Source organism: Clostridium sp. AM46-21 (genome assembly GCF_003480025.1).
Taxonomy (GTDB): Bacteria; Bacillota; Clostridia; order Lachnospirales; family Lachnospiraceae; genus Coprococcus; species Coprococcus ammoniilyticus.
This window is the reverse complement of sequence record NZ_QUIB01000010.1, coordinates 68,435-83,695: the sequence shown is the minus strand read 5'-3', so window position 1 is coordinate 83,695 and position 15,261 is coordinate 68,435. Positions and strand designations below refer to the sequence as shown.

Genomic DNA, 15,261 nt, shown 5'->3' with positions numbered 1-15,261 from the left:
GCACAGGAGTATGTGCGGATAAGACATGTGCAGTTCATAGGAAGAGAAGTGTGTTGTTATAGGATACAAGCACCAGCCGACACAACATACCTGCATATCCCTCACAAAACTAGTGGCTAATTCTGAATTATCCCCGCCAATTCCGGGTGTTGAATGTTTTTCATAATTGCGGTATAATATTGAATCAATATGTACAAATATAGGAAGTCTGGAGGTATACAGAATGAGTGAAGAAAATACAAGCACGTATGAAAATATAGAAGAAGAAAATTCCATCGGTCATGTACAGATCGCAGGCGAGGTAATCGCGATCATTGCAGGTCTGGCAGCAACTGAAGTAGACGGTGTATCAAGACTTGCCGGCTCACTATCAAATGAACTCGCAAGCCGTCTTGGCAAGAAGAATCCGGCAAAGGGCGTGAAAGTAGAATTACTGCCGGGCGAAGTAAAGGTAGATCTGGCAATTGACGTATTATATGAGTACAGCATTCCAACTGTGACAACACAAGTTCAGGATAAAGTAAAGCAGGCAATCGAGACTATGACAGGTCTTAATGTAACCAAGGTAAATATACGTGTAGCCGGCGTTCGCATGGCAGACGCAAACTAGAGAGGAACATATGACAAGACGAGAGATAAGAGAAACCGTATTTAAAATTTTATTCAGTCTGGAATTCAATGACATTTCAGAGATCAGAGAAGAAGCAGAACTCGAACTGGAGCATGCCAGCCTTTATGATGAAGACGATAACAAGATGGATGCAGTAGCCATGACAGAGGAAGAAAAAGCCTATGTTATAGATCGAGTAGAGGCAGTCGTAGCCCATATTACAGAGATCGATGAAACGATCAGTGGTATTTCACAGGGATGGAAGCTTGGCAGAATCGGAAAAGCAGAGCTTGCTATCTTAAGACTGGCTGTATACGAGATCAAATTTGATGAAGATATTCCTGTAAAGGTAGCGATCAATGAAGCAGTAGAGCTTGCAAAGACATACTGCGATGTAGAAGCAAAGAGCTTCATTAATGCACTTCTTGCAAAGCTTGCAGATTAGGTGAGAATATGGCAAAGAAAAGCTATACCGTCGGACAGGTAAATGGATATATCAAGAATCTGATCAGCAGTGATTATCTGCTTGGTGATATTTATGTGAAGGGAGAAGTCTCTAACTGCAAATATCACAGTTCCGGGCATATCTATTTTTCATTGAAGGATGAGACCGGTTCGATCATGGCTGTTATGTTTAAAAGTTATGCATATTCCGGTCTTGATTTCAAACTGGAAAACGGGCAGCAGGTAGTCTGCCACGGAAGTGTGAATATCTACGAACGGGATGGCAGATATCAGTTATATGTAAAAGAGATCAAGCTGGATGGGATTGGAAATCTCTATGAGCGGTATGAACAGTTGAAACAGAAGCTGTATGAACAGGGACTGTTTGAATTCGATATCAAGAAGCCGATACCGGCATATCCGAAGCGGGTAGGCATCGTGACAGCACAGACAGGTGCGGCGATCCAGGATATCAGAAACATCGCAAAGAGAAGAAATCCATATGTCCAGCTTATCCTGTATCCGGCAAAGGTACAGGGAGATGGGGCAGCAGAGGATATTGCACATGGAATCGAAGTGTTGGATACTTTGGGCGTAGATACGATCATTATCGGTCGTGGCGGCGGTTCGATCGAAGATCTCTGGGCATTTAATGAGGAGGTCGTTGCATGGGCAATCTATCATGCAAAGACGCCGATCATTTCCGGTACAGGTCATGAGATTGATAATACCATCGCAGATTATGCGGCAGATCTTCGAGCTCCGACACCATCAGCCGCCTGTGAGCAGGCAATACCGGATGTGATGTCCACGGTTCATCAGGTCATAAATCAGGGCAGACAGATGGATTATCTGATGAAACGGAGACTTGCAGCATATCAGGAGAAGTTACAGGTAGCAGAACGGCATCTTCGTATACTGAATCCAAAACAACGACTGGCACAGCAGCAGATCTATCTGGATGATCTGTCAGATCGTTTAAACCGTGCTATGAAGAACAAATATGACAGATACGAACACCGGGTGATGCTTCTTGCAGAACGTCTGCATGGTCTGTCACCATCGGCGAAGCTTATAAACGGATTTGGATATATCGAAAAGACCGGAATGCCGGTAACAACGATAAAAGAGATAGAAAAAGACGACCACATTACCATCCGTGTTCATGATGGCCTGATCGAGACAAGAGTAACGGATGTGAAAGAGGAAGATTAGAAATGGCAGAGAAGATGGAAAAGGAGGATTTCTCGATCGAGGAATCCCTGAAGAAAATAGAAGCGATCACGGCTGTCTTAGAGAATCCTGCGACATCGTTAAAGGACAGTCTGGCAGCCTATGCAGAGGGCGTACAGCTTGTTCAGGCATGTAAGGACAATCTGTGTGATGTAGAAAAAGAAATGATCGTATTGAGTGGAGAGAACAGTGGAAAAGAATAAATTAGAACTTCGGACAAAAGAAGTACAGGATATTATATACACATATGCACCGGCAGAAGAAGGGTTTCAGAAAACTATCTTTACGGCAATGAATTATTCCTTTCAGGCAGGCGGAAAGAGACTACGTCCGTTATTAATGCAGGAAACCTACCGCTTGTTTGGCGGAACAGGAAAAGTTGTAGAGCCGTTTATGGCAGCAATCGAGATGATACATACCTATTCCCTGATCCATGATGATCTGCCGGCATTGGATAATGATGAATACCGCAGAGGAAGAAAGACTTCGCATGTGGTATTTGGTGAGGCAATGGCGATCCTTGCTGGTGATGCGCTTTTAAATTATGCATTTGAGACAGCCTGTAAGGCATTTGAGCTGGAACCGGGTGATCAGACTGTTGCCAGAGCATTCACGATCCTTGCAAAAAAAGCAGGTGTAAACGGAATGATCGGTGGCCAGGTTGTAGATGTAGAGATGACAGGGAAGCAGATGAGTGGTGATCAGCTTCATTTTGTGTATGAGAATAAGACCGGTGCGTTGATCGAAGCATCCATGATGATCGGTGCAGTTCTTGCCGGAGCAACGGAAGACGAATTGAAGCAGGTTGAGATGATCGCATCGGATATCGGACTGGCATTCCAAATCCAGGATGATCTTCTGGATATTTTGGGTGACAGCGCAGTGCTTGGAAAACCTGTCTGCTCAGATGAAGAAAATGGTAAAGTAACTTATGTCACGGTCCACGGACTTGAGGAGTCCAAGAAGGATGTCGCGGAGATATCCAGGCGTGCGGTTACAAGACTGGATCAGCTTCCGTATAAGAATGAATTTCTGGATGAATTGATTCTGGAACTGGTCAACAGAAAGAAATAACAGAGATGAAAGATATGAGTATACTGGATCGAATACAAGAACCAAATGACATAAAGAAAATAGATGAGAAAGATCTGCCGGAGCTGGCACAGGATATCCGAGAGTTTCTGATTGCAAATGTCAGCGAGACGGGTGGGCATTTGGCGTCAAACCTTGGGTGCGTGGAACTTACAATCGCACTTCACCGTGCGATGGATTTCCCGGCTGATAAGCTGGTATGGGATGTAGGACATCAGTCCTATGTGCATAAGATCCTGACCGGACGAAAAGATCAGATGACAACGTTACGGAAGTTTGGCGGTTTAAGCGGATTTCCCAAGACCAGTGAGAGTGATTGTGATGCTTTTAATACAGGACACAGTTCGACTGCGATGTCAGCAGCACTTGGTATGGCATGTGCAAGAGGAATCAAAGGAACACAGGAGAAGATCGCAGCCGTTGTTGGTGACGGTTCTTTCACCGGTGGTATGGTTTATGAAGCGCTAAATAACATGGCAGAGGTCAAGACCGGATGTCTGGTCGTGCTGAATGACAATGAGATGTCGATTGACCACAATGTAGGTGGAATGTCAAGCTACCTGAGTAAGCTTCGTGTCGGTCAGCCATATAATGATCTGAAAAACGGAATCGAGAAAGCGCTGATGCATATACCGGTAGCAGGTGAGAAGCTTGCGAAAGGATTGAAGCGGTCAAAGGACTCTTTAAAGCAGATATTCGTTCCCGGAATGTTCTTTGAAGAAATGGGTGTTACTTATATCGGACCGATCGATGGTCATAATATACGCATGATGGAAGAAACCTTCCGGCGTGCATTTAAGTTAAATAAACCGATTCTGGTTCATGTGAAAACGATCAAAGGAAAAGGGTATAAATATGCGGAGAAGCATCCATGCTATTTCCATGGGATCAGTTCTTTTGATGTTGCAACCGGAAAAGTGAAAAATGTAGAAAAAGGTTTATCTTATACTGCTGTATTTGCGAGAAAACTGGTAGAACTTGGAATAGAAAATAATCGAATCGTTGCGATCACGGCTGCAATGAGCAAGGGAACCGGAGTCAATAAATTTGCAGAGGAATTCCCGGATCGAACCTTTGATGTGGGAATTGCAGAAGAACATGCGGTAACATTTGCGGCAGGACTTGCTGCGGAGGGCATGATCCCTGTGGTAGCGGTATATTCTTCCTTCTTACAGCGGGCTTACGATCAGATCCTGCATGATGTCTGTATGCAGAATCTGCATGTTATATTTGCAATCGACCGGTCAGGGCTGGTCGGGGCAGACGGTGAGACACATCAGGGAATCTTTGATACAGCATTTTTATCGCATATTCCGAATCTGGTCATTATGGCTCCGAAGAACCGCTATGAGCTGACCAGAGCGATGGAATGGGCAGTAACCTATGACGGACCGATTGCGATCAAATACGCCAGAGGACAGGCATATTACGGTTTGAAAGATTATAATGAGCCGGTCGAATACGGAAAGAGCGAGATCCTCCGTGAGGGAAGTGAGATCGCATTAGTAGCGGTTGGAAATATGGTGGAAGAAACCGAGAAATTATATAACCGGTTCCTACAGGAAGGCAGACAGGTGACCTTTGTCAATGCAAGATTTATCAAGCCATTAGATAAAGAGATGATCGACCATCTGGCAGAGACCCATAAGCTGATCGTAACGATCGAGGAAGGTATTCTGCATGGCGGTTATGGTGCTCTGGTTGAGGAATATCTGGAATCAAAGGCAAGTGATGTGAAGGTGCTTCCGATCGCAATCGAAGATACCTTTGTCCGTCATGGAAGTGTAGAAGAACTGAGAAAGATGTTGAAGATAGATGCTGAATCCATATACAGACGGATTCGGGACATAATGGAGTAGAGATGAAAGAACGACTGGATGTAATGATGGTAAATCGTGGACTTGCAGAGTCCAGAGAAAAAGCAAAGGCGATCATCATGTCGGGCATTGTCTATGTAGATAACATAAAGGAAGACAAGGCAGGATCGACATTTGATGAGAAAGCACAGATAGAAGTAAGAGGCAACACATTAAAATATGTGAGCCGCGGTGGTTTAAAGCTTGAAAAGGCAATGGATTGCTTCGGAGTAAGTCTTGCAGGAAAAGTGGCAATGGATGTTGGATCTTCAACCGGTGGATTTACGGACTGTATGTTGCAAAATGGTGCAGTCAAGGTGTATTCGGTGGATGTCGGACATGGACAGCTTGCATGGAAGCTTCGAAACGATGAGCGGGTTGTCTGTATGGAGAAAACAAATATCCGTTATGTGACACCGGATGATATCGAAGACAGGATTGCATTTGCATCGATTGATGTATCCTTTATCTCTTTGACAAAGGTGCTTCCTCCGGTAAAAGAGCTTCTGACAGACGACGGAGAGATCGTGTGTCTGATCAAGCCGCAGTTTGAAGCCGGCAGAGAAAAGGTCGGTAAGAAGGGCGTTGTCAGAGATCAGAAGGTGCATGTAGAAGTGGTTGAGATGATCGTTGACTTCGCAAGACAGATCGGATTTAAAACACTTGACTTAAGCTATTCACCGATCAAGGGACCGGAAGGAAATATCGAGTATCTTTTGTACATAACAAAGGATCAGACGAAGGAAAATAAAGAATTTGATATAAAGGCTATGGTGGAAGAATCACACAGATGCCTGTAAGAGGAGTAAAGATCCGATGAATCGTTTTATGATCGTGGTGAATCCCGATAAGGACACCGATTCGACAGTTACAAACAGAATACAGAGTTATCTGGAAGCGCATGGAGCAGCCTGTATGGTGCGGGATGTATTCCATCTGGAGTCTTCGGACTGGGAAGCTTTAAAGAAAGAGCAGTTTGACTGTGTACTGGTTCTTGGTGGTGATGGAACGCTTTTGCGCATGGCAGGTGAGACGGAAGATATTGATATACCGTTATTTGGCATTAATCTGGGTACGGTAGGCTTTCTGACAGAAGGGGAAGTTGCAAATATCGAAGAGATACTGGATCGGCTGCTGACGGATGATTTTACGATTGAAGAACGAATGATGGTCACAGGTACGGTTACGAAAGCGGATGGCACAACGTATCGCAAGAGTGCTTTAAATGATATCGTGATCAGCCGGGCAGGATTTTCCAGACTGATCGGACTTAATGTGTCTGTTGATGGACAGGTGCTTGATACATATGAGGCAGATGGTGTTGTGATATCGACACCGACAGGCTCAACCGGCTATAATCTGTCAGCGGGAGGGCCAATCGTCAGCCCGGATGCAGAGCTATTAGTGATCACGCCGGTATCACCACATTCATTGACTGCAAAGAGTATCGTATTATCCGGTAAAGAGGAGATTACGATAGAGATCACCAAGAAGCGTAAGACACAGGATACAGAGGCGATCTGTTCTTTTGATGGTGGTAATGATGTGGAATTATCTGTTGGTGACCGGGTAGATATCCGCAAGGCGGAGAAGATAACCAGACTGATCAAAGCAAGTAATGTAAATTTTTATGAGATACTTAGAAATAAATTAGGAGGAAACTGAGATGAAATATCAAAGACAGGCAAAGATACTGGAGCTTGTTGAAAAATATGATATTGAAACACAGGATGATCTTCTGGAGAAACTGAAGGAAGAGGGATTTCAGGCAACACAGGCAACTGTTTCCAGAGATATTCGGGAAATGAATCTGACCAAGGTATCCGTACCGGGAGCCAGACAGAAGTATGCCGTTGAGAAGAACAATCGTTATGAGACGCTGGATTCCTATAAGAAGGTTCTGAGCACAGGAATTATTTCTGTAGATGCAGCAGAGAACCTGATCGTGATCAAGACAATCTCCGGTGTTGCCATGGCTGTAGCGGCTGCACTGGATCATATGGCTATTGATGGCTGATGGGCTGTATCGCAGGAGATGATACGATCTTCCTTGCTGTGAAGGATAAGAACCTGACGATGTCGATCAAGGCGCAGATTGAAAAGATGTAAATTCTGTTATTTTGTGCATGGAATACACAGGAGGACATATGCTTTTAAATGTACACATAAAAAATATTGCATTGATTGAAGATGCAAATATCAATTTTACAGATGGACTGAATATCTTAACCGGTGAGACCGGTGCAGGTAAGTCTATTATTATGGGAGCTTTAAAGATTGGTATGGGAGGCAAGCTTCCCAAAGATATGCTGAGAGATCCGGAAAAAGAAGGCTTCTGTCAGTTATTATTTTTTATTGATGATGAATCACTGGTGAAGCAGCTGCAGGAGCTTGGGGTTACACCGTCAGAGGATGGAGAGATCATCATAACCAGACGAATAGTAAATGGCAGAACCATGAATACTATTAATGACCAGACAGTAACAGCAGCAAAGTTAAAAGATGTTTCGGCACTTCTTGTGGATATGCATGCACAGCATGAGCAGCAGATCCTGTTGAAGAAGGCAGAGCATTTGAATATTATGGATAAATTTGCAAAAAGACCGCTTGCTTCATTAAAACAGAAATATGAAGACTGCTATAAAACATTTGAAGATCTTCGAAAAGAACTGGAAGAAGGACAGATGGATGAAGGCGAGCGGAAACGGAAACTGGAATATATCCGGTTTGAAGCAGGAGAGATCGAAGGTGCCAGGCTGGTTCCGGGTGAAGATGAAGAACTGGAGAAGCAGTACCGTAAGATGGTGAATGCCAAGGATATTGTAGAAGCAGTTTCTGAGGTTTATTCGATCACAGGGTATAACCGGAACGCATCTGCCGGAAATGAGATCGGACGTGCGCTTGCAAGCTTAAAAGCGATAAAAGGTCTGGATGAGGAGATAGAGAGCATCTTCAGTGAGCTTACAAATATTGATTCGCTGTTAAATGATTTTAATGTATCGGTCAGTGATTATATGCAGAGTATGGAATTCGATGAGTCTGAATTCCATGAGGTTGAAGATCGGCTGAATACCATTAATAATTTAAAAGGAAAATATGGAAGAACCCTAGATGATGTACTTGCTTATCTGGAGCAGCTGAAGCAGGATGAAGCAAAGCTTGTGCAGTATGAGGAATATGCGGAAGAATTGCAACAGAAAGTGAAAACAGCAAAAAAAGAACTGGATCAGGCGGCGGAAGCTTTAAGTGCAGAACGAAAGATTCAGGCAAAAGAATTATGTAAGCGGGTATCAGAGGCACTGGAAGATCTGAGTTTTAATCAGATCCGGTTCGATATGCATTTTGATCGTCTGACACATCCGGGAACTTCCGGTATCGACGACTGTTACTTTGTTGTATCGACAAATGTCGGAGAAAAGGAACGTCCGCTTTATGAGGTTGCATCCGGCGGTGAGCTTTCGAGGATCATGCTGGCGATCAAATCCTGCATGGCATCGGAAGATAACATTGATACTCTGATATTTGATGAGATTGATGTTGGTATCAGCGGCAGAGCAGCATCAAGTGTGGCAGCAAAGCTTGCGGTTATATCAAAAGCGCATCAGGTGATCAGTATTACGCATCTGCCACAGATTGCAGCAATGGCGGACAGCCATTACAGAATTGAAAAAGTGGTAAAGGATGGCAAGACGATCACGCAGATCTCCAAGTTAGACCGGGAAGAATCTGTGCTTGAGATTGCCAGACTGCTTGGCGGTGCAGAGATCACAAATGCCGCGGTTGAAAATGCCAGGGATATGAAAGAACTGGCAGACAAAGCAAAAATACACTAATTAAAAACAGAACAAAATAACCAATACTAAGAGTAGCAATAAATCAGTTGCTGCTCTTTTTTATGGTTTACGCGGACAACGAGCCAAAGTCTCTACGGTGGATTTTCTGAGAGCAGCCTGTAAATGGAAAGGAGAAGTTAGGATGGAAGAAAGTAAAACTTCAAGTCGTTACCGTTCGTTGCTGATTGGATTTTTGATTTTGGATCTGATCGCATTTACACTGTTGGCAGTGGCTTATTTCTGGAATGAAAATATCGGAGATCAGGAGATCAGGTATGAAGATGCGGAGCTTGTATTCGATGATCTGTCCGGACAGAAAGTAATACCGTCCGGCGAACCGGTCGGGATCTATCTGAAAACAGATGGCGTTATGGTCGTAGATTGTGACGAGGTGGAAACTGCACAGGGAGAGATTTGCTCTCCCTGTAACGGCCTGCTTCAGACAGGAGATTACATCACAGCTGTGAATGAAACAGCCATATCAACAAAAAAGGAACTGATGCAGGCTTTATCCGGGAATAATACCAGAACTATGAGACTTACATTTCTGCGGGACGGAAAGTCACAGGTAGCAGAGGTTACACCTGTGAAAACAAATAAGAATGCTTATATGTTAGGACTGTGGGTGAAGGATGATATATCGGGTATCGGAACAGTGACCTTCCTATGTGGCAATCAGTTTATGGCACTTGGACACAGCGTATCGGATAATGATACCGGGCTTAAGATCAGCAGCACCGGTGGGGGTATCTATACTACACATATAACGAAGATCAACCGATCCTTTGTGTCGATGCCGGGGCAGCTTCAGGGAACGATCCTTTACAAGAAGGATCTGATCGGAATTGTAGAAGGTAATTATGATAACGGAATCGGCGGATATCTCGATGAAGAATATGTGGCGAAGCATTACAAAGCTGCAGAAGCCATGTATATCGCAGATCCTGATGAAGTTCAGACCGGAGAGGCATATATTTATTCCAGATTGGATGGGAATCTGAAAAAATACAAGATCAACATTCTGGCGGTTCATACCGATACAGCCAATAAAAATATGGAATTTAAGGTAGAGGACGAGGATCTGATCGCACTTACCGGCGGTGTCTGTCAGGGCATGAGTGGAAGCCCGATCGTACAGAATGGCAAGCTGATCGGTGCGGTTACACATGTGCTTGTGGATGATCCTACGGAAGGGTATGCTGTATTTATTGAAAATATGATAAAGTAGTGACTTAATCGATCATTCATGTTAGAATCGAAGCTGTACACTGTTAAAAGAAAAAAGAGAAGGGATATTTTGCTTCAGGGTACATGGAGCAGAAGTTAGAGTACGATGGATATACAAAACAATAACAACAGAAGTTCATTTTCGGGGAAGATAGGATATGTGCTGTCGGCGGCAGGAGCGTCGGTCGGTCTTGGAAATATATGGCGGTTCCCGTATCTGGCAGCAAAGTACGGAGGAGGAATCTTTCTTCTGATCTATATTCTGCTGGCACTCACATTTGGATATACGATGATTGTTGCTGAGTCTGCGATCGGTCGTATGACAAGAAAGAGTCCGGTCGGAGCGTTTCGGTCATTTGGTAAGAAGAAATGGTTGTCCTTTGGCGGCTGGATCAATGCGATCATACCGGTGCTGATCGTACCGTATTATTCGGTGATCGGTGGTTGGGTTATCAAATATCTGGTGGAATATGTCAAAGGAAATGGAAAGAATCTGGCAAGGGATGGATATTTTACGGACTTTATCTCGAATGGCGTTTCGACAGAGCTTTGTTTCATCGTATTCTGTCTGTTTACGCTTGGGATCATCTTTGCAGGTGTTCAGAATGGTATTGAGCGTGTATCAAAGATTATGATGCCGGTACTGATCGTGTTATCGATTCTTATTGCTGTATATTCAGTGACAAGACCGGGGGCATTAAAGGGCGTGAAGTATTTTCTTGTTCCGAATTTTGATAATTTCTCATGGATGACTGTGGTAGCGGCGATGGGACAGATGTTTTATTCCCTGTCGATCGCAATGGGTATTCTGATCACATTTGGTTCTTATATGAAAAAGGATACGGCGATCGAGGATGCTACAAGGAATGTTGAGGTGTTTGATACGGCGATTGCGATCATGGCAGGACTTATGATCATTCCTGCGGTATTCGCATTTTCAGGCGGTAATCCTGACACCTTACAGGCAGGTCCTTCATTGATGTTTATAACGATCCCTAAGGTATTTCAGAATATGGGACTTGGAACAATAGTCGGTATTCTGTTTTTCCTGTTGGTTTTATTTGCAGCAGTAACCAGCTCAATCGCACTGACAGAGAGTGCAGTATCTACATTTGAGGATGAGATCGGTTGGAGCAGAAAGAAAGCAACTGTTTTTGTAGGTGTGATCATGCTGATCCTTGGAAGTCTGTCATCACTTGGATATGGACCGCTCGCCTGTGTAAAGATCATCGGTATGCAGTTCTTAGATCTGTTTGATTTCCTGACGAATTCGGTTATGATGCCGATCGCAGCACTTATGACCTGCTTACTGGTTTCAAGAGTTGTGGGAATCGATAAGATAGAAGAAGAGATTCGTCATGGCGAGGGTGCATTCCGCAGAAAGAAGATCTTTGTTGTGATGATCAAATACATATGTCCGGTCTTCGCCCTGATCATTCTTGCAAGCTCGGTTGCAAATGCACTTGGCTGGATCTCGATGTAGGATAAAAAGCAAAACTTCATTTAAAAATATAAATAAAATCTCCCCATTGTCTGTATTATGACCGCAGTTGTTGACTGTGGAAAATATATCGCAGTCAAAGGGAGATTTTTTGTTTTCAAGAATTTTGTATTGACATTTTATGTACACACCCATATAATTACCTATGGTAATTAACAAAGGTAATTATCAAATGAAAGTAAATTTATATCATTATTTGCAGGGAAAGAGCAGTTTTTATGAGAGATTTTTTCAACAAATTAAGATCAGAAGGGAGTATCAGAGCATGAATGCAGATAAGATCAAACGGATGTTAGATGCCTGTTATCTGGCAAAACGTATCCGGGAATTGCTTCCGGAGCTGCCAGAGGGTGTTACACCAGCATATATTCAGTACATGGATGTCATACATATCATTAAGGAGCAGCAGGAGCATGTAAAGATTTCCGATATCAGTGACTATCTGAAGCTGCCAAGACCGGGCGTGACAAGGACGGTAAAAGAGATGGAAAGCAAAGGGTATCTCAGCAAATATGCTTCAGAGGAGGACGGCAGGATCACTTATATTCAGATCACAGAGAAAGGTGAATTGCTGTCAGATAAATATGATAAGAATTATTACAGTCGTTTAGTTCGATATATGGATGACATTTCAGATGATGAAGCGGACTGTATGATCGATACGATCAGTAAATTCTATAAGGTCATGAGTGAGAGGAGGGTTACCATTGAATAGTTCAAAGTCAGATTTTACACAGGGAAGTATACTTGGGAAGTTAATTCCGTTTATGATGCCGGTGCTTGGTGCACTTGTATTACAGGCGGCATATGGAGCAGTTGACCTTCTGGTGGTTGGACGATTTGGCAGTACCTCCGGTCTGTCTGCGGTATCGACCGGAAGTCAGGTTTTAAATCTGGTTACATTTGTGATCACACAGCTTGCTATGGGAATTACAGTATTGATCGCGAGATATATCGGTGAGAAGAAGCCGGAACAGATCGGAGCATTGATCGGTGGATCTGCCATCGTATTTGCGGTGATCTCAGCCGTGCTGTTTGTTGTGATGATTGCCTTTTCGCGGCCAATCGCGATACTGATGCAGGCGCCGGAAAAGGCAGTAGGACTTACCGCAAGTTATGTCCGTATCTGTGGAGCAGGCATTTTCTTTATTGTTGCATATAACCTGTTGGCGGCGATATTTCGTGGACTCGGAGACAGTAAATCCCCATTGATCTTTGTGGCAGTTGCCTGTGTGGTAAATGTCATTGGGGATCTGATCCTGGTAGCAGGCTGTCATATGGATGCGACAGGAGCTGCGATCGCAACTGTAGCAGCACAGGCAGTGAGCGTGGTATTTGCGATCTGTCTGCTTATAAAGAAGCAGCTTTCATTTACGATCACGAAGGCAGATTTCAGATTGAATGAGCATTGTAGAAAAGCACTGAAAACAGGACTGCCACTGGCACTTCAGGAGTGCCTGACCCAGGGATCCTTTCTAGCATTATGTGCGTTCGTGAATCGTCTGGGACTGGAAGCATCATCGGGTTATGGTGTAGCCTGTAAGGTTGTAAATTTTGCCATGCTGATACCAAGCTCCCTGATGCAGTCGATGGCATCCTTTGTTTCGCAGAATGTGGGAGCCGGAAATGAGAAGCGGGCGAAGAAAGCAATGTATTCCGGAATCGGTGTTGGCCTCGTGATCGGATGTATCGTATTTATCTTTGTAATGTTTAAAGGAGATCTTCTGACAGGAATCTTTACAACTGATAGAATCGTTGTTCAGAAAGGATATGATTATCTGCGGGGCTTCGCATTGGAGACCATCGTAACAGCGGTGTTGTTTAGCATGATCGGATATTTCAATGGACATGACAAGACGCTGTGGGTTATGATACAGGGATTGATCCAGACCCTGCTTGTCCGCCTGCCGCTGGCCTATTATATGAGTATCCAGCCGGATGCCAGCCTGACGAAGATCGGACTTGCAGCACCGGTTGCAACGATATTTGGTATTGTGATCAATATCATCTTCTATATTCATATGAATAAGAAGATGAGAGACAAGTCGCTTTAAAGCTGCTAAAAGAAGTTATAGCTTCTCTATGCTTCAAATGCGTTTTTAAAATTCCGTTTCTGTTCACCGCGGTAAAAGAGGACGGAGACTGCAGTTCCGCAGCACCAGCCGACCGGCCAGGAGCACCAGATACCGACAGAACCGAACATCTTTGAAAAGATGATGGATAAGACTACTCGAAGGATCAGATCGGTAAAGGTGGAGATCATGAATTTGTTCATGATACCTGCGCCACGCAGGATTCCGTCTGCCATTAATTTGATGGAAACGATGAAATAAAATGGTGCAAGGATACACAGGAAAACGATACCTGTCTTGATCGCAGTTGCAGTCGGGTTATCAAGAAAGAGCAGCAACAGCCATCTTCCGCAGGTGAAATACAACAATGCAAATGGAATACATAACAGCCAGACCAGCTTTAAGGAAGCCTTGAAGCCGGAACGGATACGGTCGATCTTGCCTGCACCGATATTCTGGGCGGTATAGTTCGAGATACCATTTCCCAGTGTGGTGAGAGAGGTGATGACCAGATTGTTCAGCTTGACAGCCGCAGAATATCCGGCGATAACGCTGGTTCCGAAGTCGTTGATAACGCTCTGGATGATAATATTTCCGATGGATATAAGCTCTGCTGTAAGGTGCTTGGGATAGCAACGACCAAGATCTGTTTTAAGATGCTGCCATCAAAGAACCGGAAACGGCCGTCTGTCTTGATACTGGTAAGACGGCGTATCACAACAGCGACAGCCAGAATAGCACTGACACCCTGACAGAGGAAGGTTGCCCAGGCAACACCTGCGATTCCCATCTGAAAGGATTTTACAAATAAGATATCGACAAATATATTGGAAACGGATGATATTGCAAGAAAGATAAATGGAGTTCTGGAATCACCGAGAGCGGAAAAGATTCCGGTTGCAATGTTGTAAAAGAACATAAATGGAAGACCATAGATATAGATGTTCAGATACAGCAGGGAAGCGTCCATGATATCGTCAGGAGTGTGAATCAGAGCAAGCAGTTCCCGGCTGGTGAACAGACCTGCGATCACCATAACAGCCAGTAAAACAGCCGTAAAGATAAAGGTGGTCGATACAGCCGTCTTCATATTCCGATATTCTTTTGCTCCAAATAATCTGGATACGATAACCGAGCATCCCATATTGCATCCAAATGCAAATGCGATAAAGATCAATGTGATCTCGTAACTGTTGCCAACAGCGGCAAGAGCACTTTCATTGATAAATTTTCCGGCAACCAGACTGTCGGCAATGTTATAGAGCTGCTGGAAGATCACACTTCCAAATAGTGGCAGACAGAAACGCCACAGCACAGATTCCGGTTTCCCTACGGTCAGATCCTTGTTCATTTTTATTCGTCCTCATTTCTTTTTTTATGACATGATGAATTA

The 15,261-nt window shown here is 44.0% G+C and carries 14 protein-coding genes and 1 pseudogene; 14 read left to right on the top strand and 1 reads right to left on the bottom strand.

Features of this window, described 5'->3' with window-relative positions; all coding sequences use genetic code 11:
• Window positions 1–223 precede the first annotated feature (223 nt).
• From DW959_RS08385 to DW959_RS08320, 14 genes are all read left to right on the top strand, one after another.
• Window positions 224–610 (top strand): Asp23/Gls24 family envelope stress response protein, encoded by a 387-nt coding sequence (locus DW959_RS08385; RefSeq protein ID WP_008401476.1) that lies wholly within the window; start codon window positions 224–226, stop codon window positions 608–610.
• Window positions 611–620: 10 nt separating this feature from the next.
• On the top strand, window positions 621–1,055 hold the full coding sequence (gene nusB, locus DW959_RS08380) for a transcription antitermination factor NusB (RefSeq protein WP_021944759.1): 435 nt from the start codon (window positions 621–623) through the stop codon (window positions 1,053–1,055).
• A gap of 8 nt (window positions 1,056–1,063) precedes the next feature.
• Complete coding sequence (gene xseA / locus DW959_RS08375) at window positions 1,064–2,269, top strand: exodeoxyribonuclease VII large subunit (RefSeq protein ID WP_118483865.1); 1,206 nt, start codon at window positions 1,064–1,066, stop codon at window positions 2,267–2,269.
• Window positions 2,270–2,271: 2 nt separating this feature from the next.
• Window positions 2,272–2,490 carry an exodeoxyribonuclease VII small subunit gene (xseB, locus tag DW959_RS08370; protein ID WP_117823484.1) on the top strand — a complete coding sequence of 73 codons (219 nt, stop codon included), beginning with the start codon at window positions 2,272–2,274 and terminating at the stop codon, window positions 2,488–2,490.
• Window positions 2,477–3,361 carry a polyprenyl synthetase family protein gene (locus DW959_RS08365; RefSeq protein ID WP_242997365.1) on the top strand — a complete coding sequence of 295 codons (885 nt, stop codon included), beginning with the start codon at window positions 2,477–2,479 and terminating at the stop codon, window positions 3,359–3,361. Before xseB ends, DW959_RS08365 begins: the two co-directional genes overlap by 14 nt.
• Before the next feature lie 5 nt (window positions 3,362–3,366).
• Entirely contained in the window at window positions 3,367–5,238 is a 1,872-nt protein-coding gene (gene dxs, locus DW959_RS08360) for a 1-deoxy-D-xylulose-5-phosphate synthase (RefSeq protein ID WP_118615876.1), read from the top strand.
• A gap of 2 nt (window positions 5,239–5,240) precedes the next feature.
• Entirely contained in the window at window positions 5,241–6,035 is a 795-nt protein-coding gene (locus DW959_RS08355) for a TlyA family RNA methyltransferase (protein WP_021944754.1), read from the top strand.
• A 16-nt stretch (window positions 6,036–6,051) separates the two neighbouring features.
• Window positions 6,052–6,900 (top strand): NAD(+)/NADH kinase, encoded by an 849-nt coding sequence (locus tag DW959_RS08350; protein ID WP_226801086.1) that lies wholly within the window; start codon window positions 6,052–6,054, stop codon window positions 6,898–6,900.
• 1 nt (window position 6,901) lies between these two features.
• Window positions 6,902–7,252 carry an arginine repressor gene (locus DW959_RS08345; protein ID WP_347475342.1) on the top strand — a complete coding sequence of 117 codons (351 nt, stop codon included), beginning with the start codon at window positions 6,902–6,904 and terminating at the stop codon, window positions 7,250–7,252.
• A gap of 130 nt (window positions 7,253–7,382) precedes the next feature.
• Window positions 7,383–9,068, top strand: a complete 1,686-nt coding sequence (gene recN / locus DW959_RS08340; RefSeq protein ID WP_243013914.1) for a DNA repair protein RecN — start codon at window positions 7,383–7,385, stop codon at window positions 9,066–9,068.
• Window positions 9,069–9,210: 142 nt separating this feature from the next.
• The gene (locus tag DW959_RS08335) at window positions 9,211–10,296 is read left to right on the top strand and encodes a SpoIVB peptidase S55 domain-containing protein (protein WP_118615874.1); all 1,086 of its coding nucleotides are present in this window, start codon (window positions 9,211–9,213) and stop codon (window positions 10,294–10,296) included.
• Between the two features lie 105 nt (window positions 10,297–10,401).
• Window positions 10,402–11,778, top strand: a complete 1,377-nt coding sequence (locus tag DW959_RS08330) for a sodium-dependent transporter (RefSeq protein WP_118615872.1) — start codon at window positions 10,402–10,404, stop codon at window positions 11,776–11,778.
• Window positions 11,779–12,061: 283 nt separating this feature from the next.
• Complete coding sequence (locus tag DW959_RS08325) at window positions 12,062–12,511, top strand: MarR family transcriptional regulator (protein WP_021944748.1); 450 nt, start codon at window positions 12,062–12,064, stop codon at window positions 12,509–12,511.
• Window positions 12,504–13,850, top strand: a complete 1,347-nt coding sequence (locus tag DW959_RS08320) for an MATE family efflux transporter (protein ID WP_118615870.1) — start codon at window positions 12,504–12,506, stop codon at window positions 13,848–13,850. Before DW959_RS08325 ends, DW959_RS08320 begins: the two co-directional genes overlap by 8 nt.
• 26 nt (window positions 13,851–13,876) lie before the next feature.
• Here the strand turns inward: DW959_RS08320 and DW959_RS08315 are convergent.
• Window positions 13,877–15,219: pseudogene (locus tag DW959_RS08315) on the bottom strand (MATE family efflux transporter).
• Between the last annotated feature and the right edge of the window lie 42 nt (window positions 15,220–15,261).